Origin of the sequence: Brenneria izadpanahii (assembly GCF_017569925.1) — a bacterium.
GTDB lineage: Bacteria > Pseudomonadota > Gammaproteobacteria > Enterobacterales > Enterobacteriaceae > Brenneria > Brenneria izadpanahii.
Window position 1 is genome coordinate 2577852 of sequence record NZ_CP050854.1, and the last position, 23733, is coordinate 2601584.

Sequence of the window (23733 nt, forward strand, 5' to 3'; positions counted from 1 at the left end):
CAGGCGTATGCCCTTATCGTCAGCCTCTCAGCGGTTAATGCGCTTATCGGCCGGTCATAAAATGACTGGCCTGCCACACCAGACTGAAGGAACCTGAATGATCAAAACGGCGAGAGTCGGGACTCCCGCTGCTTTCGCCGGTTACGCTGGCGGGATTTCTGAGATTTTCCGCCTCGCTTCTGATGCTGTTTAACTCATGCCAGAAATCATCCCGGCTCCGTTCTCTGTTGCTGATGGCCAGCCGCAATTCATTGGCTCTGAGCCTTAACTGATCCGATGCCGGGGTTTTAAGCGTCCTGTCGAGAGCGGTAACATCAACTGCCAATCTTGTGCTTTCATGGTATAGCGCGTGCCATTGCTGCGCACGACCCGGACGCGTCGGGTTAGATTGCTGCTGCGGCTCCGCTCTGGTCGGCGTGTTGCCAGCGGGCGGGCTGTAAGTACGGCTGGTGGAAGATACGCATCCCATAATTATCTCCTGTGCTATCGAGAAAAACATTATTCATCACAATGGCAAAGCGAAATTTCTCCCGGATTTCTTACTGCGAAACAGGGGAATAACGCCTGCGGCCATGAGTCTGAACAACTGTCGTTAATTACGGTATATGTGGAATCAAACGCTAGTGGGTTCCTGCGCCTATATTTTTTTATCCCTTAAAAACCAGCCGACTTGAAAAAATGAAGCCTATGCGCATCAATCCGCGCCATCGTCTGCATTTGCTACCACCGCCCAGAGGCGCCGCCCCGCCGCTGAACAGAAATCTACGCATCGTCTTAAAACATACGGTTACGCATCAATCTGCTCCATCGCCTGCAACACCCGTTTATCCGATATTGGGAACGGCGTGCCCAACTGCTGGGCGAAATAGCTTACCCGCAATTCCTCAATCATCCAGCGCACCGCTTTAACGTCATCATCGTCACGGCGCTCGGCCGGAAGTTTATGCCGCCACTGTTGCCAGGCCTGCTGTACCTGCTCGACCTTCAGCATTTGCGCCCGATCGCGGTGAACATCCTGCGCCAGTTTTTCCAGACGGCGCTCGATAGCCTGTAGGTAGCGCAGCACATCCGGCAGCCGCTGCCAACCGTTGGCGGTGACAAAGCCGCGGAACACCAAACCGCCAAGCTGGTTTTTAATATCGCTTAACGCCAGAGCCATCGCCATATCGACCCGGCCTTTCAGCCGTTTGTTAATGGCAAAAACCGCGGTCAGGATCTGTTCGACCTGTTTGGCAATATCAACCACCGTATCGTTGAGTTCGGCGCGTACTTTTTCATGCAGACGCTGAAACTCCTCTTCCCGCCACACCGTCCCGCCAAATTCGCTAATCAGCTTATCTACCGCGCAGGAGATACAGTCATCGATCAAATCGAGCACTTTGCCGTAAGGATTGAAATACAGCCCCAGCTTCGCTTTGTTCGGCAGTTTCTCATGCAGGTATTTAATCGGCGATGGAATATTCAGCAGCAGCAGACGCCGCAGCCCCTGACGCATCATTTGCTGTTGCTGGTGCGGCGTATCAAAGAGGCGGATCGCCACGCTGTCTTTCTCATCCACCAATGCCGGATAGGCTTTGACGGAATAACCGCCGCGTTTCTGTTCGTAGCATTCCGGCAGCGCGCCAAAGCTCCATACGTGTAAATCACGCTGCTCCAGCCCATCGTCGACCACCGCGGACAAGGTTTGCTGTACTTTGTCCTTAAGCTGCTCTTTCAGCGCATTGAGGTCTTTGCCTTCCCGCAAGGTACGGTTTTTTTCATCAATAACGCGAAACGTCATTTTCAGATGATCGGGCACCTGTTCCCAGTGCCACTCTTCACGCGGCACGGTTACCCCGGTCATCAGCCGCAGTTCGCGTTCTAATGCATCCAACAGTCCCTTTTCCAACGGCGTTGTGCGCGCCAGAAACGCGTCGGCGTAATTCGGCGCCGGCACGAAATTACGGCGCATCGGCTTAGGCAATGATTTGATCAGCGCAATAACCAGGTCGCGCCGCACGCCGGGAATTTGCCATTCAAATCCCTCTTCCCGCACCTGATTAAGAATGGGAAGCGGAATATGCGCCGTTACGCCGTCAGCGTCCGTTCCCGGCTCAAACTGATAAGACAGGCGCAATTTCAGGCTGCCCTGATGCCAGAAGTTCGGATAATCCAGCGCGCTGACGTTATCCGCCCCGTCTTTAATCAACATGCTTTTTTCAAAGTTCAGCAGATCGGCATCCTGACGGCTGGCGTTTTTCCACCATTTGTCAAAATGACGGGCCGAGATGATATCGTGCGGCAAGCGCCGATCGTAAAACGCAAACAGCGTTTCATCATCCACCAGGATGTCGCGGCGGCGAGATTTGTTTTCCAGATCCTCCACTTCCGCCAGCAATTTCAGATTGGCGCGGAAAAAGGCATGGCGCGTTTGCCAGTCACCCTCCACCAGGGCGTGACGAATAAAAAGCTCGCGCGCCAACACCGGGTCGATCTGGCTATAGTTCACCTTGCGCGCCGCCACAATGGGCAGACCGAACAGCGTGACTTTCTCCTGCGCCATCACCACGCCTTGCGCCTTTTCCCAGTGCGGATCGCTATAGCTGCGCTTAATCAGGTGCTGCGCCAGCGGTTCGATCCATTCAGGATCGATGCGGGCGGCAATGCGGCCCCAGAGGCGGCTGGTTTCCACCAGTTCGGCGACCATCGTCCATTTGGGCGGTTTTTTAAATAACCCGGAGCCGGGGAAAATCGCAAAACGCGTATTGCGCGCGCCGCTGAACTCCTGCTTATCGATATCTTTCTGGCCGACATGCGACAACAGGCCGGTCAGCAACGCACAGTGGATACTGCGGTAGTCCGCCGGTTCGCTGTTGATCGGCAATCCCTGCTCTTTGACCACCTGGCGCAGTTGGGTATAAATATCCTGCCATTCGCGCACGCGCAGATAGTTCAGGAAATCGTTGCGGCATAATCGGCGGAACTGACTGGAAGACAAGGCTTTTTGCTGTTCGCGCAGATAGTTCCATAAATTCACGAACGCCATAAAATCGGATTCTTTGTCCGCGAAGCGCCGGTGCTTTTCATCCGACGCCTGCTTTTTATCCAACGGGCGCTCGCGCGGATCCTGAATGGATAGCGCGGCGGTAATCACCATCACTTCGCGCACGCAGCCGGTACGGCGCGCTTCCAGCACCATTCGAGCCAACCGGGGATCGGTAGGCAACTGGGCTAACTGCCGCCCCAGCGGCGTTAAATGATAGTGGCCGTTTTCCGCCAGTTGAATCGCGCTTAACTCCTCCAGCAACCGCACGCCGTCCTGAATGTTGCGCTTATCCGGCGCTTCGACAAACGGAAACGCGGCGATATCGCCTAACCCCAGCGAGGTCATTTGCAGAATGACGGAGGCCAAATTGGTGCGCAGGATTTCAGGGTCGGTAAATTCCGGGCGCGACAGAAAATCCTGCTCGGAATAGAGCCGAATGCATACCCCGGCGGCCACGCGTCCGCAGCGCCCTTTGCGCTGATTGGCCGAAGCCTGGGAAACCGGTTCAATCGGCAGGCGCTGTACTTTGGTGCGGAAACTGTAGCGGCTGATACGCGCCGTGCCGGGGTCGATAACATAGCGAATGCCCGGCACGGTCAGCGACGTTTCGGCCACGTTGGTCGCCAGCACAATACGGCGGCCGTGGTGGGACTGGAATACCCGATTCTGCTCCTGGTTGGATAGCCGGGCATAGAGCGGCAGGATCTCGGTATGGGGCAAATCCAGCTTGGTCAAGGCATCGGCCGTATCGCGAATTTCCCGTTCGCCGCTCATAAAAATCAGAATATCGCCCGGCCCTTCGCGGCTCAGTTCATCCACCGCGTCAAAAATAGCCTGTAGCTGATCGCGGTCGCTGTCTTCGGCATCTTCCACCACAGGGCGATAGCGAACATCGACCGGGTAAGTCCGCCCGGAAACCTCAATAATCGGCGCATTATTGAAATGGCGCGAAAAACGCTGCGGATCGATGGTGGCGGAGGTAATAATAATCTTTAAATCCGGGCGTTTTGGCAGCAACTGACGCAGATACCCCAGAATGAAATCGATATTCAGGCTGCGCTCATGCGCTTCGTCAATGATCAGGGTGTCATACTGCATCAGCAGGCGATCCTGCTGGATCTCCGCCAGCAGGATACCGTCGGTCATCAGTTTCACCAGCGTATTGTCGCCCACCTGATCGTTAAAGCGGACTTTGTAACCCACGCATCCGCCCAACGGCGTTTCCAACTCGGCAGCGATGCGATCGGCCACCGTTCGGGCGGCCAGCCGGCGCGGTTGCGTGTGGCCGATTAGCCCGCGGACGCCGCGGCCTAACTCCAGGCATATTTTCGGTAACTGGGTGGTTTTGCCGGAACCGGTTTCCCCCGCCACGATAATGACCTGATGTTCGCGCAGCGCATGCAGAATTTCGTCTTTTTTCTGACTGACCGGCAACTGTTCCGGATAATTGATGGATGGACAGCTTGCCCGACGGTTTTCCACTCGTTGGCGGGCTACGGCGATCTCACCTTCAATCTCCTGTGCAATAACGCTCTGAGCCTTTAGGCCGCCGACTTTCGCGGCACCCTGTAAACGACGGCGCAGACGTTGCTGATCGCGGAGCATTAACTCACTTAGCTGCGAGGATAATGCGTTGAGAGGTGATTTCACGTTGCTATTCCTTAATACTTTTTTGATTCGGCGAATGTTTATATACCCAATAGATTTCGAGTTGCATCAAGGCGGCCGGTCTCCGGCGAGAGACAGGATGTCTCTCACTCCCCTCCACTAAGCGACTGGGGCGAGCAAGGGAAGCCAACGCGGATGTAGCCTGAAAGATGCAGGATATACGCCTCTATTTTTCGGCGGGCATGGTAGCACATCAAAGGCCGGAGCTATAATCCGGAACGCCAGTTCTTATTCAAGAAAATCGAACGATGTACTCGAAATATTGCACTTTCAACCAATTAAAAGGCTGCATAAGATGGAGCTCATCAAGGGGACGTTTCATCAATAATAAGTCCGACTTCAATCAATAAGGAATTGGCATGAGCAAAGTATTGGTTCTAAAATCAAGCATTCTGGCGAATTTTTCTCAGTCAAATCAACTGGCTGACTATTTCAGCGAACAATGGCGGTCTGCTCATCCCGGCGATAGCATCACCGTTCGTGATTTGGCTGCTCAGCCGATTCCGGTTCTCGACGGTGAATTAGTCGGTTCGCTGCGTCCCTCCGACGCGCCCCTGACGCCGCGTCAGCAGGAAGCGTTAAAGCTGTCTGATGAACTGATCGCTGAATTGCAGGCGCACGACATTATCGTCGTTACCGCGCCTATGTATAACTTCAACATCCCGACGCAGTTGAAAAACTACTTTGACCTGATTGCCCGTGCCGGCGTGACCTTCCGCTATACCGAACAAGGTCCGGAAGGTTTGGTGAAAGGCAAACGCGCTATCGTGCTGACCAGCCGCGGCGGTATCCATAAAGATACGCCAACCGACCTGCTGGCGCCCTATGTGCGTCTGTTCCTGGGCTTCATCGGCATCACCGATGTTGAATTTGTTTTCGCCGAAGGCATCGCCTATGGTCCGGATGTGGCTGAAAAAGCGGTCGAATCCGCTAAAGCGCAGATATCTCAATTAGTTAGCGCTTAAGCTAAAAAACATCATTGTTACCCTGTCACTCATATTCTTATATTTAGCTGTTATTGCGCGCCTTCCGGCGCGCTTTTTTTATCGCTGACCGCCGCAAGCGACGTTTAGCATCACTCCCGGCGATTTTTTATCTCTTCAGCTACGGCGTTGTCCGATTTTTCCAATAATTGAGCGGCCTCTTTATCGGCCTTAATGTAAATCTCATGCTCGATTTTGACGTTCATGTTGATGGTTATCGGCTCTTTGGGCGCAGCCACTTCTATCCGCGGAATACAGCCGCTCAGCAGCAGCAGGACGCAGAGCGTTCCCGGCCATGTATACAGTTTTTTCATCATCCAATCCTGATTATTCATTTGCCTGCTGCTCCAGCGTATCCTGCAAATTATCGCCGAAACGCAAGCTGCGCCATAGCTGGAAGATATTCTCCTGATGGCGGTAGTTGAGCGTCACCTGCCTATCGGCGCTCAGCGTCGGGTTTTTCCCCTGAATTTGCGAGTTCAACGACAGCGCGCCCTGGTTATCCAATTCAACGGCGGCATAAGAGCGGCCGATCTCCAGGTAGCGCAGCCAGCCAATGGCTGCGCCAGTGGCTATATTTTTACTTGCCAGCTCTTCAGCCAGTTGTTGATCCAGCCGCAGCGTCAGAAAGTTATCATTGGTGATGCGCCCTTTCTGAATCAACATCTTCGGATGGCTAAAATTAAGCGGTAAAACGCCGCTCACCTTGCCGGACATGGCGATCTGCTTCTGTTTTAACGCCGTCAACAGTTCGCTGAGTTCGATGCTTTCCACTTTTAATAGTGCGTCATCATGCTGCGGCAAGCGTAAAGCGGACAGTGCGATATGCCCGCCTAAAACATCCATGCTGGCCTGCGACATCGTCAGCGGCTGTCCTTCGCTATAGGGGTAAAAACCTTGTAAATCGACGCGAATATCCGTCATTCGAAACAGGTTATCCAACGTATCAATACGCAGCGTGACCGGCTGTTTCACGCCCAACTGCCAGTGCTGATCCTGAAGCCGGTAGGGAAGAATAAAATTAACGCCGCGCACGCCGCCATCTTGCAGCCACAGATCGCCATTTTTCACCACCCAGTGTCCGCCGGCGCGGAATCCTTCCCCTCGCGCGGCGGAAAAAGCGGACTGGGCATAAAATTGTCCGCTACGAATATTCATTTTCAATCTGGGAGACAACAGCGGCTGAAATACGGTCAACGGTTGCTGCGGCCACCATGCGCCGCCGCGCAGACGCTCTCCATCCCAACGGCCTCGAAGCGTAACCGGACCAATATCCCGCGCCTGTAGCCGTCCTTGCCACAGAAACTCGTTGGGATCGCGTCCGTTCAGCTTAAAGGATATCAGCGACGGCGGAAGATAACCGCCGTTACTGAAATCCACCTGTTCCGTCGCCAGTTGCAGCGCGCCCTGAAAATACGCATCGGATTGAGTACGCTGCCAGCGTATCGGCTCTTCGATGGTCAAGCGGGGTTGATGCGCCGTCACCAACCCATAACTTAGCTGATCCAGGCCGCTGGAAAGCTGCCGTACCTCAATAAGCGTGTCCTGCCAGCTCCCCCGTCCGGCCACATCCCATCGGGCCTTTAACGGCGGCAGTTGCCCGCGCCCCCAGTAACGCCACTGCCATTGTCCTTTATCCGGCCAGAAGTCCTGCGCTTGTCCGTCAAGATGCAGGTTGAACCGCCCCCAATATTCGTCCTGTGCCTTAACAATGGCCTGTAATCGACCATTAATGCCGTCGGGGCCGACTCGGACGCCGGCCAACGGCCAGCGAGCCTCCTCAAGCCGGACCTGCGGCGACAGCATTCCCCAGGCGCGCAATAACGCCCCCGGTAAAATAGACAGTTCGGGATTTAATACCGAGCCTTGGATCATCCCCGGCAATGATGCGGTCAGCGAAATATTCGATAGGTTGGCCTGGCCGGTCAACTGGAAACGCAATTGACTGTTTATCAACCCCAGATTGCCCGGCCCCAGCACCAATACCACATTGGCTTTGCCATTATGCCCCTGGGTTAACATATTCATCCTGGCGTCAATACGGGTTTTATCCAATCCCTGCCGCCAGTGCTGCAATGTGACTGATAGCTGCCCGGACAACGGTTGTACGGCATAAGGCCAGCGCCAGAGGCCATCCTTAATCTGTACCGTTTCCGGCGTCAGCAGCCACGGCAACACCGCCAGCGGCTCGGCCTCGCCTGCGGCGTTAAGTGATAATGAACCTTGCCGCCCTTGCCAGCGCAGCAGCGCCGAGACCGATTCCGGCGTTTGGCCGGTATCCAACTGGCCTTGCAACATTCCCTCAACCGGGGGCTGCGCCAGCGTGTCGGCCAGTTCCATCTCGCCGCCGAACCGTAACCGGGCGTAATCAGCCGGGGTCGCCAGCACGCCGTCTCGCAATACAAGATGCCGATCGCTCAATTGCGCCTGAAAACTCAACGCTTCGCTCTGATAATCAAGCGTCTGCCGCGTGTTGCCATCGGCGCTTAACCGCACCTGCCCCGTATAGTCCCGCCAGGGCTTTAGCTCGAAGGTTTCTATCGTGATATCGGCGGCAGGCAAACGCCGTTGCCACTGTGACAGCGATACAGGCGCCGCATTATCATCGGACGGCAGCCGCGACAGGCAATCGCTATCCAGCGTGACCGATGCCATAGCGACGCGCCACCGACCTGATTGCCGGTGCAGCGAAATATTCCGCACATCAAGCAATTGACAGTCACCGGCTTGCAGGCTGAACCCTTGACTTCGCAGCCCCCCATCGTGCCAGACGGGCGAAGAGTCCAGCGTGAACGACATCTCCGCCGGCAACCAGATCCCGATTAAACGAGGCAACCATTGCGGCAGAGTTCGCCATGACACGACCAGCAACAGCAATATCAGCGCCAATCCTGCCAGTGAATATTTTTTAGTCATCAAGGGATATTAAGCATCCTGTTCCATGTAAAACCAAAACCTGCTATTTCCTGCTTTATTAGGTAGGAATTATAGGCTGTTAATCCCTTCACCTTTATATAGTAGACAACCATCAGACCGCACACTGAACTTTCTTGCGCCTTATCGCCCTCATATGATTATGTTGTTATTGTTAGTCAAGCAACAGTTTGTCAATTCAGTGTTTTCTGATAGCTTAACAAGAGGACTTTGCGGAGAAACACGCTATGAAATTGGCAGTTTACAGTACTAAACAATACGATCGTAAGTATTTAGAGCGAGTTAACCAACAGTTTGGCTATCAAATTGAATTTTTCGATTTCATGCTGACGAAACGCACCACGGCAACGGCCGCAGGCTGCCAGGCCGTGTGCATTTTTGTTAACGATGACGGCGGACGTGAAGTGTTGACCAAGCTGGCGAAACTTGGGGTAAAAACGCTGGCGTTACGTTGCGCGGGTTTCAACAATGTCGACCTTGATGCGGCCAAAGAGCTGGGGATTAAGGTGGTTCGGGTGCCGGCCTATTCACCGGAAGCGGTTGCCGAACATGCGGTTGGGATGATGATGTGCCTTAATCGCCGCATTCATCGCGCCTATCAGCGTACCCGCGACGCCAACTTCTCGCTGGAAGGCTTGATTGGCTTCAACATGCACAACCGCACCGCGGGCATTATCGGCACCGGCAAGATCGGTATCGCCACCATGCGCATCCTGAAAGGGTTCGGTATGCGCCTGCTGGCGTTTGATCCCTATCCTAACCCCCAAGCGCTTGAGCTGGGCGCGGAATATGTGGATCTGAAAACGCTGTATGCCAAATCGGACGTAATTTCATTACACTGCCCGCTGACGCCGGAAAACCACCATCTGCTTAATCAGGCCGCATTTTCGCAGATGAAAAACGGCGTGATGATCATTAACACCAGCCGAGGCGGATTAATCGACTCGCAGGCAGCCATTGACGCGCTGAAGCTGCAAAAAATCGGCTCGCTGGGTATGGACGTCTATGAAAACGAACGCGATCTGTTCTTTGCGGACAAATCCAATGACGTTATTCAGGATGACGTTTTCCGCCGCCTATCCGCCTGCCATAACGTGCTGTTTACCGGGCATCAGGCATTCCTGACCGAAGAAGCGTTGACCAGCATTTCCCAGACAACGCTACAAAATCTGAGCCAGATAAGCCGGGGCGAAGAATGCCCTAATTTATTGAATCCATAAGCCGATTCCGCGCTTTTCCCGCGGCGGCCTTGCGTCGCCGCAGCGTCAGCCCGCGGGACAAGTGCCATTCATCAATGAGCGTTCATCACAACGCTTGCCGTTAGCCAACTGGCAAGTCCCCACGCTGGCGCCATTTAACTGTCTGGATAACGCCATTGTTCCCCCCATTAATGAACAACTCGCATCGGCGGGCGAATCGATTTTCAGCAGCACGGCGGAATTGTCATTCTTAAATGAAGGATCCTGCTGATTTACGGCAGTGGTTTTTTCACTATTGCTGCAACCAGCCAGCACGAGGACAGCCGCAGTGAATAACCATTGATACGATTTCATTCTCTGGCTCCGGATCGTTTTATTTTATGAAGTGATTAATGACTTTGTCCCACACTATTTACCACACCTTATTTCGCCGTCACACCGATAAATGCGCCAATACGGCACAAGATCAATAAAGTGGCCGGATACCTAGACCTTTCCAATCCCAATCTGAATAAGCATGCCGATAAATGCGAATCCCGCCGCAATAATCGGCAGCAGGAACACATCCAGATCAAAGGCCAATATCAATCCGCCGGCGGATGCCCCCAACGAGCTACCGAGATAAAGCGCGGATTCATTCAGCGCCACGGCCAGGTTGCCGTCTCCGGCGTGTTCTCTGGCTTGAATAAGCTCGTGATTTTGCGGAACCTGCAATGCCCATCCAACAGCCCCCCAAAGCATTATCGGGATTGCCATAAGCCAAATGTTCCATAGCGCCACTACCGGCATGGCAAACAGCGCAAGCGTTAATATTCCCATAATAATCAACGTAAGCGTTGGCCCGGCGATTCGGGTGGTTAGCATACCGATGAGAATGCTGCCCAGGACGCCGCCGATACCCCAGAGCCAGAGCCACGGCACCACTGAATGCACGCCGGGATAGGCCATCACGAACGGCGCTATAAAGGTATACATGCCCAGACTGGCAATAGCAGCCAGCAATGACACCGATAAAATCGCAAACACTTTACGATCGCGTAAAATCGACAGCCTCTGACCGATAGATGCCTCAATGTTCGCAGGCAATACGGGAAGCTTACGCCAAAGCGCGATAAACGATATCAACCCTAATCCGGCAATAAACCACAGGGCGGATTGCCATCCGGCATAGTTCGCCACCAGTAGGCTCAAAGGCTCGTGCGCCGACGGCGCAAGATATTCAGGAACTGACGAAAAATCTTGAAAAACGTTCTCCAGACTTTAAAGCTGACTGGCACCAGCAGAACGTTCAGGGCTCATGCACCGGGGTACGAACCTTAATGATTGATGATATTGGAGAGATCGCGTTTCAGCACACCACGCTCATCATTGATGAAGATCGCCACCTGAGATTGGTCTACTACGCGACAGCACAAGCATCTGAACCCGTTTTCGAGTCATGGCGGCAAGCGGCGATAGCTAAACGTTAATACCGGTCACCTCATGGTGGCGGGTTGTTCATGCCCGCGGCAGAGTAAACTCCGCAGGGAATGAACATCATCCCCATTCGCCGGAAAATCTGATCTGGTATTCGTCGTCGTAATCCGTACCATACACGCCATACTTATGCATGTTGGATAGAAAACCTGTACGGTAACTATTTTTTGCCACCTGTGGTGCCCCTTTTCGGAATGAGCACGTGTAGAAATGGAAGAGAAACAGCAAGTTAACAAAAAGCAGCAATACAATTTAAACAAACTTCAAAAGCGCCTGCGCCGCAACGCGGGGGAAGCTATCGTCGACTTCAATATGATTGAAGAAGGCGACCGCATTATGGTTTGTCTGTCCGGCGGTAAAGATAGTTTCACCATGCTGGAAATTCTACGCAATCTGCAACAGAGCGCGCCGGTTAACTTCTCGCTGGTTGCCGTCAATCTTGATCAAAAGCAGCCGGGTTTCCCTGAACATGTGTTGCCGCAATATCTTGATAGTCTTGGCATTGAGTACAAGATAGTGGAAGAGAACACTTACGGTATCGTTAAAGAAAAAATTCCGGAAGGTAAAACCACCTGTTCGCTGTGTTCACGCCTGCGCCGCGGTATCTTATACCGTACGGCCACGGAACTGGGCGCAACCAAAATAGCCCTTGGTCATCACCGTGACGACATCTTGCAAACGCTGTTTCTGAATATGTTCTACGGTGGGAAATTGAAAGGTATGCCGCCGAAACTGATGAGCGACGATGGAAAACACGTTGTTATCCGCCCGTTGGCTTATTGCCGGGAAAAGGATATTGAGCGTTTCGCCGAAGCCCGTCAGTACCCGATTATTCCCTGTAATCTTTGCGGCTCGCAGCCCAATTTACAACGTCAGGTGATTAAAGACATGCTGCGCGACTGGGATAAACGTTACCCAGGCCGCATTGAAACCATGTTCAGCGCCATGCAGAACGTGGTGCCTTCCCATCTTGCCGATAATGCGCTGTTTGATTTCAAAGGCATACATCATGACAGTGAAGTCATTGACGGCGGCGATCTGGCCTTTGATCGCGAGGCGATCCCGCTGCGGCCTGCCGGCTGGCAGCCAGAGGACGACGACGAGATCGCCCCGCTTACCCGACTTGACGTACTCGAAATCAAATAGGCGCCCAAAACAAGCCGATAATCAAGTTAACGCGTTGATTAAAAAGCACAGAGAGGGTGTTAAGCCTCTTTGGGCAAGGCACTTTTCTCCTTCAGCCCCTGACATCGTTATGCCCGCGCAGGCGGGCATCTCTCCAATAGGCACCGACAGTGCATGACCGTGTTCGTCACCGGTGCGGCGGCGGATCGATAATCGGTTTTGGGTCGGGATCGGGGATCGGCGGCGGTTTAGGCAGCGGATCCGGAATCGGAATCGGGTCGGTGGGAATAGTGTCGACAAGCGGATATTCAGCCGCGCTCTGAATATTCATACCTTTCTCCTCGGTGTTGGATGAATTGACGTCAAATCCAGCTACTGATATGCCGATGAGACTGGCTGGCGGAACCAGCACCTGTCTATTAAGCATAGAAGCTGAGAGAGAAAGCACAAAAAACGCCTGATGCGTTCTGCGGAATAAGAGGCGATCCCTCGTCGCTCGGCGGCGTCAAGCCAGGATTTATCCCGTCGTCGCGCCAGCCGTTTGTCTGAAACATTCAACGCCCGATCAAACGCTTTTCCAACAGGCGCGTCATGCGGGCGATCGGGTAACAATAGTAGAAAAAAAACAGCAGCAGCGTGAAGTAAACCAGAATGGTGAAATCAATCCGCGCCACGGTATTACTGGCGATAGTGGCCATATCCACCACGTCATGCACGCCGACCAGCGAAGCCAGCGAGGTACTCATGGTGATGCTGGCATACACATTCATCCACGGCGGCAACATCCGGCGCACGCACTGCGGCAGGATGACGTAGCGAAAAATCTGGTTACGGCTAAAAGCCATCGACTGCGCGGTTTCCCACTGGCCGCTGGGGATAGATTGCACCGCACCGCGAAAAATCTCCGCGATGATGGCGCTGGCCGGCAGGCCAAGGCCAATCACCACTTTAACCCAATCGGGAAAAGGGATGTACCAATGCAGAAAAACGATTTCGAAGGGAAACACATAGGTGGTGAAGTAAATCAGCACCAGAATCGGCGCGTTGCGAAAAATCTGCACCCAGAGCCGGGTCAGCGTGCGCAACAGACGCGAGGGCGCCAGCGACAGGCCGCCCACCGCCACGCCCAGCATCGTGCCCAGCAGCATGGCCAGCGCGCTAATGCCGATGTTGACGCCAATCCCTTGAAACAACGCCGGTAGCCAGCGCCATAGCTGGATCACGGCAAACGGCGCGCTGTCGGCATTCGCCAGCAGCAGATTGACCGCTACGATCGCCAGCAGCGCGATCGCCCAGAAATCAGACAGCACGGCGCCGATAAGCGCGCGGCATTTGCCCGGCCGCACGCTACGTTTCACCACGATATCATTGACCATAGCCCGGCATCCTCAGACGGTTTTCCAGCCATCTTCCGGCGGCGCTGACCAGCCAGGTCAGCACGGCAAAGTAGACCAGAATCAGTAAGATTAGCTCCAGTACGTTGTCGCGCTGCGACCAGATCATAATCGACTGATAGGTCACGTCGCCAACGGCGATGGCCGAGGCGATCGCCGTCATCTTGACCAGATCCACCAGGTTATTAACGAGCGCCGGCAGAGAAAAACGCACCGCTAACGGCAGTTGTACATACCAGAAGATTTGCCGCCGGCTGAAGGCCATGGCGCGGGCGGCCTCCAGCGTAACCGGCGACACCGCCTCAATGCCGGCGCGCAGCGCTTCGGCATGGAACACCGCCTTATGCACCGATACCACCAACACGACCCACATCAACGGCGATATCGGGTTGCCGCCCTGACTGATATGCTGGGTAATCAGCATATTGAGCACCAGAAAGGCGCAATACAACTGCACTAACGTCGGCGTATTACGCACCAGTTCGACAAAAGCGCTGACCGGCGCTGTCAGCCAGCGCGTCTGGCCGGTGAGCGCCGCCGCGATGAGCACCCCCATCAGCAGGCTAAATGGAATGGTCAGCAAACAAAGTTCAAGGGATACGCCCATGCCGCTCAAAAACGCGGCCCGGTCAACCGGGTCCAGTACAAATGCATAGTTCAGGCCCAGTGGTTTAAAAAACGCCACCAATCCGGACAGGAAAGAATCAAGCAACGGCCCAGAATACATTGTCTCATCCTCCTTGCTACGCGAACCGAACTCAGAAAGCCGGCTCCGGCGGCGCGGCGTCGAATTCGCCGCGCTGCGCTTTGGCGTTGGCGGCGCGGAAATACTCGTCCGGCACGCCATAATGCCGCCCCAGACGCAGCAGCGAGCCGGAACGGTGCCAGTCGCGGATCACATCATCAACGAACTTCCGGGTATCGGCCTCGCCGCGCCGGGTCCAGATCACGGTCGGCGACGGGATCAACGGGTCGGGCGTTCCCAGCCGGTAGGCCTGCCACTGCGACGCGCTCGGCCCTTCCAGCACCAGATGCATGGCGGGCGAGATGTGCACCGACGCGTCGCAGGCGCCGCCCTTCAGCGCCAGCAGCGATTCGGGGATGCCGCGCAATCCTTTGACGATCGCGCCGTACTCCTGTAGTGGTCGAGTGAAGTTACTGCCCTGGGAAACGCAGGCCACCTTGCCCTTTAAATCCGACCAGCTCCTGACGCCGCTCTCTTTCGACACGATCGCCGCCCCGCCGACCAGATTATAGGGCGTCGGCGCATAGCTCAGCGCCTCGCTGCGCTCCTGGGTCCATTGAATATTGGCGATCAGCAGATCGACCTTGCCAGACTGCAAAAACTGCACGCGCGTCGAGGCGGTGACCGGCACCACCTCCAGCGTCACGCCCAGCCGCTGCGCGATATCCTGTCCCAGATCGGTCTGAAAGCCGCCGATCTTGCCGGTTTTCTGATCGAGCAAACCGAACGGCGGGGACGCCCCATCCACCCCGACCGCCAGTTTGCCGCGCGCTTTGATCTTATCAAGCGTGGCATCCGCCAGACTGAACGAAGAAAACAGCGGCAACAGCGTGACCGCCAGTACCGCGCGCAACAAAAAGATTTTTTTCATAGTTTTTGTACTTTCGTCAGTGATTCATCGTGCCTGTAACGCGGCGCGTCAGCGTTTGTCTCGGAGCCGACGGCGCTAAATTTTTTATGCAATTCCTGAAGCGCCGGCTGCGGCGGCGTAATGCCCAGCCGCTTTTCCGTTGCGATCAGCCAGCCGCTGCGGTGCCAGGTCTGCACCACCCGATCGACGGCGGCGATGGTGTCGGCCTCGCCTTTGCGCGCCCAAACCACCGAGTCAGCCGGCAGGATCTCTGCGGCAATCGGCGCGTGGTAGTCCGCCCATTCGCCGCCCTTGCGCACCAGCGGCTGCAACAGCGTGGAGTCATGCACCGCCGCTACGCACTGGCCGCCTTTCAGCGCCAGTAGCGAATCGGACGAACTCTTATAGCCTTTCGGCAGCGCGCCGTAATCGGCGGCCAGCGGCCGGGTAAAGCTGCTACCCTGGGAAACGCAGACGTTTTTACCGCGCAAATCCTCCCAACGGCGAATGCCGCTGTTGCGCGGCGTCAGAGCGGTGCCGCCCACGCGATAAAACGGCGTCGGCGCATAGCCGAGGCTCTGCGCCCGCTCAGCATTCAGTTCCATGGAGGCAATCAGCAAATCCACCTTACCGGCGATTAAAAACTGGGCGCGGGTGGCGGTTTGCACCGGCACCAGTTCCACCTCAACCCCTAAATCGCCGGCCAGACGGCGCGCCAATTCCGGATTCCATCCGGTCAACTGTTTGGTTACCGGGTCAATTGAGCCAAAATCCCCGCCGTTGATCATCACCCCGATAGCAACCTTGCCGCGGGACTGGATTTTATCCAGCGTGGCGTCGGCCTGCGCCATGCCCGGCAACAGCGCCAGCATGAGCGGCAAGAGCCGATTACGCCGCGCTACATTGCGAAAATATTTATTAATATCCATCACCTGTTTATTTCCTTATCGCCAGAGCCTGATCTTCCTCATTCAGCCGAACGCCCGCCATCACCCGGCTATAATAAGAGTGACTGGTGTTCAGCGCGCCGATCGGGTTATGCGCCAGCACCCGGTCTTTGACGATCAGGTAAGTGACCGGCGCCTGCGAATGTTTAATAAACAACGAGTCATGGCCGACGCACAGGCCGCTAATCACATTCAAATCCGTTTTTTCCTTATTGCATAATTCCGCCTGCATGATGGGATTACACATGGCCTCATACTGACCAGGCCGGATCTTATCCCGGTCTTTAATGCCGGCCTCGCACTTGTCCTGCGCGCCGACTTTGCACAGCACGCCGAATGCCTGTAGGCCGTTAGCGCGCAGGATATCGGCGAAGATGCGGTTTTCCTGAATCAGGCCGGCGCAGGAGGCGATGCCGATTTTGCGCGCGCCAATCTTTTTAGCGAAAACAATGATCTCTTCCACCCGCGTTAATTGGCCGTAGTACTGCCCTTCCACCTGCGCGGCGGCCAGCATAATCTTATTCACCGATTCATCGCCGGCATATCTGGTCAGGCTCTCCTGCAGCAGATCGTCGCCCTGTGGCGCAGTGGTCAGACACTTGCGCGGAAAGTCGCTGTCATGACGATAGCAATTGAGAAAATTACATTCTGTACAGCTAAATTTATTAGCCACCAAATAACTCCGTAATATATAGCGTGAGTATTCCCTACAAAATAAAAGGGAAATGCCGGTGTTGGAAACCAATGATTCCACATTTAGATAGTATAAATATGGCAATAAATAGAAATGCAGGCCGTGCGGACGCAGCGCTGAAAGCGCTGGCGGGTATGTAGTAATACAGAATTAACTATGCCAAATAGTGCTATTAAAAAAATACGAATTAATTATTCGATATTGTTGTTTGGCCAATAATCTTATCCATGCGGGAAATAACGCTACAATTTACCGTATCGTTTATTTCGCTCGGCAAAAATATATCAATTCCTTAACATAATTATAACCCGGTAATTTAGCCGTCGATATCCGGCAGCGGAATATCGCCGCTGAAATCCGGCACCTGATAACCGCGCTGAACCGCGGGCCGGCCGGCCAGACGCAGATACCAGTCGCGCACGTGCGGGTAGTCGTTCAGATTGATGCGCTGGTAGTGAAAGCGCGCCACCCACGGCCACAGCGCGATATCGGCGATGGAATAGTCGTCCGCCACGGTTTGGCGCCCGGCGAGGTGGTGATTCAGCACGCCATACAGCCGCTGCGCCTCGTCGTGATAGCGCTGTTCCGCATAGGCGGACTTACCGGGAAAGTAGTGCAGAAAATGGTGCGCCTGGCCAAGCATGGGACCGAAACCGCCCATCTGCCACATTAACCACTGCAAGGTGCGATAGCGATCGTCGCCTTGCGAAGCAAGAAAACGGCCGGTTTTATCCGCCAGATAGATCAGGATGGCGCCGGACTCCATCAACGCCAGACCGCTGTCGTTATCCACAATCGCCGGAATTTTACCGTTTGGGCTGATGGCGCGAAACGCCTCGCTGTGCTGTTCGCCCTTGCCGATATCGACAGCGTGCACCCGATAAGGCAGTTCCAGCTCTTCCAGCAGAATCGAGACCTTACGCCCGTTAGGCGTGTTCCAACTGTAGAGATCGATCATACGCTGACCTTCCGCACTTCGGCCAGCAGGGGATGCTGGCGCAACACGCCGGCCAGCCGGGCGACGCCGGTACGGATCTGCGCTTCGCTCTCCAGCGCGAAGCACAGGCGCAGCCAGTTTTGCGCCGCGTCGCCGTCAACCGCCCAGTCCGGCCCCGGATTGAACGCCACGCCGACCGCCGCCGCGGGTTCCACCAGCGTGCGGGTATCCACGCCCTCAGGCAGAGCCAGCCACAGGAAAATACCGCCCTTCGGCAACCATAACCTGACGCTATCGCCCAGTTCCTGCCGCACCGCCGCCGTCAGCACCGCCAGTTTACGCGCCAGCGTAGCGCGCAGACGGCGAATATGCGCGTCAAAGTGGCTGGCAAAATACTCCGCGATGATGATCTGGTCGAGCGCGCCGGTGCCGCCATCCGTTTTCAGCGACACCAGATGGCGCAGAATGACCGGCGACGCGCTCAGATAAGCCACGCGCACCGCCGGGGCTAGCGTTTTGGAGAAAGAGCCGACGTGGATCACCTGCTGCGGACTCAGCGCATATAGCGCCGGCGGCGCCTCATGGCCCTGCCAGACAATATCGGCATAACATTCATCCTCGACGATCAGAGTGCGGTAGCGCGCCGCCAACTGTAGCAACTGATGCCGTCGCGCCAGTCCGAGGATCGCGCCGGTGGGATTCTGTACGGTAGGAATGGTATAGATAAACTTCGGCGTTACGCCGCGCTGCGACAGCTCTTCGAGGATTGTTTCCAGCGCATCAATGCGAATCCCCTCATCATCCAGCGGAATCGCGACGATATTGACCTGACGGCCGCGCAGTTTGCGCAGCGCCCCGGCGTAAGAGAAGGCTTCCATCAGCACGGTATCGCCCGGCGTCAGCAGCAAATTGTTTACCAGATCCAGCGCCGGCCCGGAACCGGAAGTGATGAGAATATCCTCGATATCCGCCGTGATGCCGCGCGTCGCCAGCTTCTGGCTGACAAAGCGGCGCAGATTCTCATTGCCCTGCGGCCCGTGGCCCTGATTGTAAATCGCCAGACTGCGGCCTTCACGCCGGATGGCGATCTGCGCCGCGCTGACGAGTCCCTCCAGCGGGATTAGCTCCGGCGCGTTATGTCCGGCGTTAAACGTGATATCCGCCATGCCCTGCCAGACGGACGTAGGCTCTGGCAAACCGGGGCGAAACAGCGTGCGGGGATCGAACGGTATGGCATTCATTTTTTCATTCCTGAATAGCTGCGAATACCTGTTCTTATAACAATCGATTTTTTCTCACAAATAAATATAACAGCTATTGAATTGCGCTTGCCGAATAACGTCGAGCGGCGGCAATGATAATAGACGCGCAACCGTGGGAGAAAAAAGGAAAGCCGGCGTGCCGGCTCGTAAGCGAATTGACTGGCGTTTGGCGAGTATATTTAATTTAAAACTAATCAAAGGCGAATTAAGCATTTCGCTTTCACCTTTGATTCCCATTTAATTAATTCTGGTATCTTTTGATTTTATTTTCTTCCGCAGGGGGAACAGGCCAGCCCGTAGCCGAACTTAACCATCAGGATGACCTGCCGCTATTACCACGCGCTGCCTCATACCGTCCGGTATCGTCGGAATATATACAGGAGTTGACTTTATGATAGCTATGCCGCGATCTGTCCAGAGCAACCCGCAGGCGAACACCGCCTGGCCCCTGGTACGCATTCATGATGTCCACCTGACGCTCGGCAATACCCCGGTGCTGCAAGGCATCGATTTGCAGGTTTCCCAGGGGGAAGCGCTGACTATCATCGGCCCCTCTGGTTCGGGGAAATCGTCGATCCTGCGCTGCATCAACGGGCTGGTCACTCCACATCAGGGGGAGATTTTCATCGGCGATACCGGCGTGCACCAGTTGAAAAATGAAAGCGAGCGCATCGCCTTGCGTAAACGCATTGGTTTTGTGTTCCAGCAATACAACCTGTTCCCTCATCTTACTGTTCTGGAAAATCTGATGATTGCGCCCATCCGTATTCTGCGTCAGCCCAAAGAGCTGGTGAAAGCGCGCGCCATGGCGTTGCTGGCGCGCGTGCGGCTGGAAAACAAGGCCGACAGCTATCCCGGCGAACTTTCCGGCGGCCAGCAACAGCGGGTGGCCATCGCCCGAACGCTGACAATGGATCCGGAACTGGTGCTATTCGATGAGGTAACCTCTGCGCTGGATCCCGAAACCGTCGGCGAAGTGCTGGCGGTGATCCGCGAGCTGATTGGCGAAGGCATGACTTGCATCCTGGTCACACATGAAATGCGCTTCGCCCAGGAGGTCAGCGACCGCGTCGTGTTTACCGAACACGGCCTCATTATAGAACAGGGCACGCCGGAGCAAGTATTTCGTCATCCGCAAAATCTGCGCACCCACGCATTTATCAACGCGTTGAGCAGTTGAAGGCTTGCTTACCCGGCATACCGATTTAGTTGCCGCGCGCCGCTTCTTTTCCAGGGCGTTTCAGCGGATGATCCTGCGCAAGTGGATAGCGTATCTTGCGCCCTACGCCACGACGGCAGACGGCTGAAACGCACATAAAAAAATGCCGACGAAATCGTCGGCATGGTGTGAATCAATTGTGCTATGCAGTAATTCAAAAAAGGAAGTAAGACAATATGGAGCGCAACGCCCATCGCTTGACGTTGCATTCACCTGCGTTAGTGATAGTGCCGTACAACAGCATGAAAAATCTTGATATTGCTCAATATAGACGTTTTTTTTCGAGCGTTCGCAGAACTTCTGTGACGCGTTGCGCAATAACTATTATCAGCGGCTCACAACCATTTACTACGTTTTAACCACCAGGCAACGCCTACCACCAATCCCACCAACAATATACAGAAGGTTACAAATCCTAATGAGGAGTCGTTGCCGGGGATCCCTCCCAAATTGACGCCAAATAAGCCGGTTAAAAAGGTCGTGGGCAGAAAAACCATCGCCAGAAGCGACATCGTATAGGTTCGCCGGTTCATCGCATCCGTCATCAGCGTGGTGACTTCATCCGATAGCACCGTCGTGCGTGCGATACTGGCGTCCAAATCTTCCAGGCCGCGGCCTAATCTGTCGGCGATTTCCTGCATTCTGCGCCGGTCGTCATCCTGCATCCAGGGGAATTTCTCCACCGAAAGACGAGAAAATACATCACGCTGAGGCGTCATATAGCGCCTTAATACAATTAACTGCTTGCGGATCAGTGCCAGTTCGCCCTGCTGCGGCGTTTTCTGCTCCAGCAGATCCTCTTCCAGCGCGATAATACTTTCATGTAAATCATCGATAAAATCACTCGCGTGGTCGGTCAGCGCTTCCGCAATGGAAACCAGCCAGCTCCCACTATCGGTAGGGCCATGCCCCTCTTTCAGATCGTCCAGCACTTCATCAATGGCCGCCAGTTTTCGCCGCCGGGTAGAAATAATCAGGCTATCCGTAATAAAAATCCGCAGGGCGACCAATTGATCCGGCCGCGAATTCTCATTGCGATTAATGCTGCGCAGCGTAATCATCGTCCCCTCGCCCAACCGGGTGACTCTGGGGCGCACGCTTTCTCCCAACAGCGCATCCCGTACGCTATCCGGTACCAGGCTGGTTTCCGTCAGCCAGTCAGCACTATCGCGTTTTGTAGAGTCGAGATGCAGCCAGCAAGGTTTCGCGCTGGTTACCACGTCATCATCGATTATCGGCGCGATCCCGCCGTCGCCGTTCAACTGATACGCATAAACAGCACCGGTATGTTGTAGTTCTTTTCCTTTAAAGGGTTCCACGCTTGCCTCCGGTGATGATTCATTACTTCCGATACATCTTAACAATCATTTTTCTAAACTAATCAAACTGCGTCACCGCCGCAATAAACACCAATACGACCATACAGCATCAGGATTGCCATTGTCGGAAAGAGAGAAGCCCGGCTTCACGCCCCATGCGGAGGATGAAGCCGAGAGACCGCTCGAACGGTCTTTGATTAATGTTTAATGATATAAAGCGTGTGGCTGTACGCCACGTCTTCAGGGTTGGTGATGGGATAACCTTTAACCCAGGGCTTAATCAAACGGCCGTTGGTGTACTGATAGATTGGCGCGATAGGCGCTTCTTCCAGCAAAATTTGCTCGGCCCGGTTGTAATCGTCATTCAACGCCCGCGCATTGGTCTGATTACTGGCTTCCTCCAGCAGCTTATCGTAATCGGCGTTTTTAAAACGCGCCAGATTACCGCTGTGCTGTGAGGTTAATAACGACAGGAAAGTGGACGCTTCATTGTAATCCCCTACCCAGGACGCCCGCACCACGTCAAAATTACCGCTGTTGCGGCTGTCAATATACGTTTGCCACTCCTGATTAGCCAATTTTACGTCGACCCCTAATTTTTTTTTCCACATGGAAGCGATGGCGACGGCGATCTTCTGATGACTTTCCGATGAGTTGTACAGCAGCGACAACTTCAACGGTTTGCCTGGGCCGTAGCCCGCGGCGGACATCAACGCTTTGGCCTGGGCATCCAGTTCGGCCTGCGTATATTGCTGCAGCAGGCTTTCCGTCGGCTTAAACCCGGCGGTCACGTCAGGCGTAAAGTGGTAAGCCGGTTTTTCACCGGTTCCCAACACTCTTTCCGCGATGATTTTTCGATCGATCGCGTAAGAAAGCGCTTTTCTCACTCGCACGTCGCTCGTCGGCGCCCGTTGGGTGTTGAATGCATAGTAATAGGTTCCCAACTGTTCCGGCGTATAGACCTGGCCAGGCAAATCTTTCAACAGTTTCTGGTACATATTTTTAGGAAACGACTCGGTAATATCGATATCGCCGGCCAAATAGCGTTTCGTGGCATTCGATTCCTGATTGATGGGAACGAAAGTCACTTTGGTTAATTGGGTATGGGCGTGATCCCAATAATATTCGTTTGGCTCCAGCACCAGTTTTTCGTTTACCACCCGCTGCTGTAGTTTAAATGCGCCGTTTCCCACCAGATTGCCGGGCTTCGTCCAGTCATCGCCATATTTTTCTATGGTCGCCTGATGCACCGGAAACAGGCTGAAATTGGCGGTCAGACTAACAAAATACGGCACCGGCCTGTTGAGCTGCACCTTCAGCGTATGGTCATCGATAGCCGTTACCCCCAACTGGTCGGCGGGCAATTTGCCGTCAATAATTTGATCGGCGTTCACAATTCCGGCCAAACGGGCAAACCAGGCGAAAGTCGAGGAGTTTTCCGGCGCGACCAGACGGCGCCAGCTATAGACGAAGTCCTTCGCCGTAACCGGATCGCCGTTGGACCAGCGGGCATCATTGCGTAAGGTAAACATGAAAGTACGGTTATCGCTGGTTTGCCAGCGCTGCGCTACGCCAGGAATAATATTGCCGTGTTCGTCCTGATTGACCAAACCTTCAAACAGATCCCGCGAGACCTGCGCTTCCGGCAAGCCGACCGCTTTTATCGGATCCAACGATGCGGGCTCATCCTTGATATGACGGACAATTTCCTGCTTTTCAGCTAACGGGGTTCCAGCCGGAACTTGCGCCGCGGCGGCGTTCCCGGCCACAACCGCGAACAGCGCGGCATATAATGCGGAATAACCATGTCGCATAATAATTTATCTCAGATAATGATGAAGTTACTGAATAATATAATAGTCAGAAAACACGCGATGCGGCCAGAGTAAAGCGCTCATATTTGTGGTATTTAGTCCAATCCGCCTCACAGATGCTATTTTTAGCCTCAGCCGTTAT

Annotated in this window: 21 protein-coding genes; 5 read left to right on the forward strand and 16 right to left on the reverse strand. The window is 54.6% G+C overall.

The window, feature by feature from the left end; translation table 11 throughout:
- Nucleotides 1-43: 43 nt before the first annotated feature.
- Both HC231_RS11610 and hrpA read right to left on the reverse strand, forming a co-directional pair.
- A complete protein-coding gene (locus tag HC231_RS11610) occupies nucleotides 44-469 on the reverse strand; it encodes a hypothetical protein (RefSeq protein WP_208231105.1) in 426 nt (141 codons plus the stop codon).
- Nucleotides 470-787: 318 nt separating this feature from the next.
- Nucleotides 788-4675 carry an ATP-dependent RNA helicase HrpA gene (hrpA, locus tag HC231_RS11615; RefSeq protein ID WP_208231106.1) on the reverse strand — a complete coding sequence of 1296 codons (3888 nt, stop codon included), beginning with the start codon at nucleotides 4673-4675 and terminating at the stop codon, nucleotides 788-790.
- 377 nt (nucleotides 4676-5052) lie between these two features.
- On the opposite strand from hrpA, the gene HC231_RS11620 reads away from it, so the two are divergent.
- Nucleotides 5053-5658 (forward strand): FMN-dependent NADH-azoreductase, encoded by a 606-nt coding sequence (locus HC231_RS11620; RefSeq protein ID WP_208231107.1) that lies wholly within the window; start codon nucleotides 5053-5055, stop codon nucleotides 5656-5658.
- Nucleotides 5659-5768: 110 nt separating this feature from the next.
- On the opposite strand, the gene HC231_RS11625 is transcribed toward HC231_RS11620, so the two are convergent.
- Together HC231_RS11625 and HC231_RS11630 are read right to left on the reverse strand one after the other, a co-directional pair.
- Nucleotides 5769-5990 (reverse strand): YnbE family lipoprotein, encoded by a 222-nt coding sequence (locus tag HC231_RS11625; RefSeq protein ID WP_208231309.1) that lies wholly within the window; start codon nucleotides 5988-5990, stop codon nucleotides 5769-5771.
- Nucleotides 5991-6003: 13 nt separating this feature from the next.
- A complete protein-coding gene (locus HC231_RS11630) occupies nucleotides 6004-8592 on the reverse strand; it encodes a YdbH family protein (protein WP_208231310.1) in 2589 nt (862 codons plus the stop codon).
- A 245-nt stretch (nucleotides 8593-8837) separates the two neighbouring features.
- On the opposite strand from HC231_RS11630, the gene HC231_RS11635 reads away from it, so the two are divergent.
- The gene (locus HC231_RS11635; RefSeq protein WP_208231108.1) at nucleotides 8838-9830 is read left to right on the forward strand and encodes a 2-hydroxyacid dehydrogenase; all 993 of its coding nucleotides are present in this window, start codon (nucleotides 8838-8840) and stop codon (nucleotides 9828-9830) included.
- A 45-nt stretch (nucleotides 9831-9875) separates the two neighbouring features.
- Here the strand turns inward: HC231_RS11635 and HC231_RS11640 are convergent, their stop codons facing one another.
- Both HC231_RS11640 and HC231_RS11645 read right to left on the reverse strand, forming a co-directional pair.
- Nucleotides 9876-10163, reverse strand: coding sequence for a putative hemolysin (locus HC231_RS11640; RefSeq protein ID WP_208231109.1), 288 nt, complete (start codon nucleotides 10161-10163; stop codon nucleotides 9876-9878).
- A gap of 132 nt (nucleotides 10164-10295) precedes the next feature.
- Nucleotides 10296-11000 (reverse strand): MFS transporter, encoded by a 705-nt coding sequence (locus HC231_RS11645; protein ID WP_208231110.1) that lies wholly within the window; start codon nucleotides 10998-11000, stop codon nucleotides 10296-10298.
- Here HC231_RS11645 and HC231_RS11650 point away from each other — a divergent pair.
- Both HC231_RS11650 and ttcA read left to right on the forward strand, forming a co-directional pair.
- Entirely contained in the window at nucleotides 10970-11278 is a 309-nt protein-coding gene (locus HC231_RS11650) for an MmyB family transcriptional regulator (RefSeq protein WP_281397420.1), read from the forward strand. The two genes, HC231_RS11645 and HC231_RS11650, sit on opposite strands and share 31 nt — an antisense overlap.
- Before the next feature lie 217 nt (nucleotides 11279-11495).
- Nucleotides 11496-12431, forward strand: coding sequence for a tRNA 2-thiocytidine(32) synthetase TtcA (gene ttcA, locus HC231_RS11655; protein WP_208231111.1), 936 nt, complete (start codon nucleotides 11496-11498; stop codon nucleotides 12429-12431).
- Between the two features lie 166 nt (nucleotides 12432-12597).
- Here the strand turns inward: ttcA and HC231_RS11660 are convergent, their stop codons facing one another.
- The 8 genes from HC231_RS11660 to HC231_RS11695 form a co-directional block, all read right to left on the reverse strand.
- Nucleotides 12598-12741 carry a hypothetical protein gene (locus tag HC231_RS11660; RefSeq protein ID WP_208231112.1) on the reverse strand — a complete coding sequence of 48 codons (144 nt, stop codon included), beginning with the start codon at nucleotides 12739-12741 and terminating at the stop codon, nucleotides 12598-12600.
- Between the two features lie 223 nt (nucleotides 12742-12964).
- Entirely contained in the window at nucleotides 12965-13786 is an 822-nt protein-coding gene (locus HC231_RS11665; RefSeq protein WP_208231113.1) for an amino acid ABC transporter permease, read from the reverse strand.
- Nucleotides 13776-14531: an amino acid ABC transporter permease gene (locus tag HC231_RS11670; RefSeq protein ID WP_246494777.1), complete on the reverse strand. Its 756-nt coding sequence runs from the start codon at nucleotides 14529-14531 to the stop codon at nucleotides 13776-13778. Before HC231_RS11670 ends, HC231_RS11665 begins: the two co-directional genes overlap by 11 nt.
- A 31-nt stretch (nucleotides 14532-14562) precedes the next feature.
- Complete coding sequence (locus tag HC231_RS11675) at nucleotides 14563-15420, reverse strand: transporter substrate-binding domain-containing protein (protein WP_208231114.1); 858 nt, start codon at nucleotides 15418-15420, stop codon at nucleotides 14563-14565.
- Nucleotides 15417-16328: a transporter substrate-binding domain-containing protein gene (locus HC231_RS11680; protein WP_208231115.1), complete on the reverse strand. Its 912-nt coding sequence runs from the start codon at nucleotides 16326-16328 to the stop codon at nucleotides 15417-15419. The genes HC231_RS11675 and HC231_RS11680 overlap by 4 nt, the downstream gene beginning before the upstream one ends.
- Nucleotides 16329-16335: 7 nt before the next feature.
- Nucleotides 16336-17019 (reverse strand): DUF1847 domain-containing protein, encoded by a 684-nt coding sequence (locus HC231_RS11685; protein WP_208231116.1) that lies wholly within the window; start codon nucleotides 17017-17019, stop codon nucleotides 16336-16338.
- Between the two features lie 337 nt (nucleotides 17020-17356).
- The gene (locus HC231_RS11690; RefSeq protein WP_208231117.1) at nucleotides 17357-17998 is read right to left on the reverse strand and encodes a glutathione S-transferase family protein; all 642 of its coding nucleotides are present in this window, start codon (nucleotides 17996-17998) and stop codon (nucleotides 17357-17359) included.
- Entirely contained in the window at nucleotides 17995-19218 is a 1224-nt protein-coding gene (locus HC231_RS11695; RefSeq protein WP_208231118.1) for an aminotransferase-like domain-containing protein, read from the reverse strand. The genes HC231_RS11690 and HC231_RS11695 overlap by 4 nt, the downstream gene beginning before the upstream one ends.
- Nucleotides 19219-19630: 412 nt before the next feature.
- Between HC231_RS11695 and HC231_RS11700 the strand changes: the two genes are divergently transcribed.
- On the forward strand, nucleotides 19631-20419 hold the full coding sequence (locus HC231_RS11700) for an amino acid ABC transporter ATP-binding protein (protein WP_246494778.1): 789 nt from the start codon (nucleotides 19631-19633) through the stop codon (nucleotides 20417-20419).
- Nucleotides 20420-20793: 374 nt separating this feature from the next.
- Here the strand turns inward: HC231_RS11700 and zntB are convergent, their stop codons facing one another.
- Together zntB and HC231_RS11710 are read right to left on the reverse strand one after the other, a co-directional pair.
- Entirely contained in the window at nucleotides 20794-21777 is a 984-nt protein-coding gene (gene zntB / locus HC231_RS11705; protein ID WP_208231119.1) for a zinc transporter ZntB, read from the reverse strand.
- A gap of 197 nt (nucleotides 21778-21974) precedes the next feature.
- Nucleotides 21975-23591, reverse strand: coding sequence for a peptide ABC transporter substrate-binding protein (locus tag HC231_RS11710; RefSeq protein ID WP_208231120.1), 1617 nt, complete (start codon nucleotides 23589-23591; stop codon nucleotides 21975-21977).
- Between the last annotated feature and the right edge of the window lie 142 nt (nucleotides 23592-23733).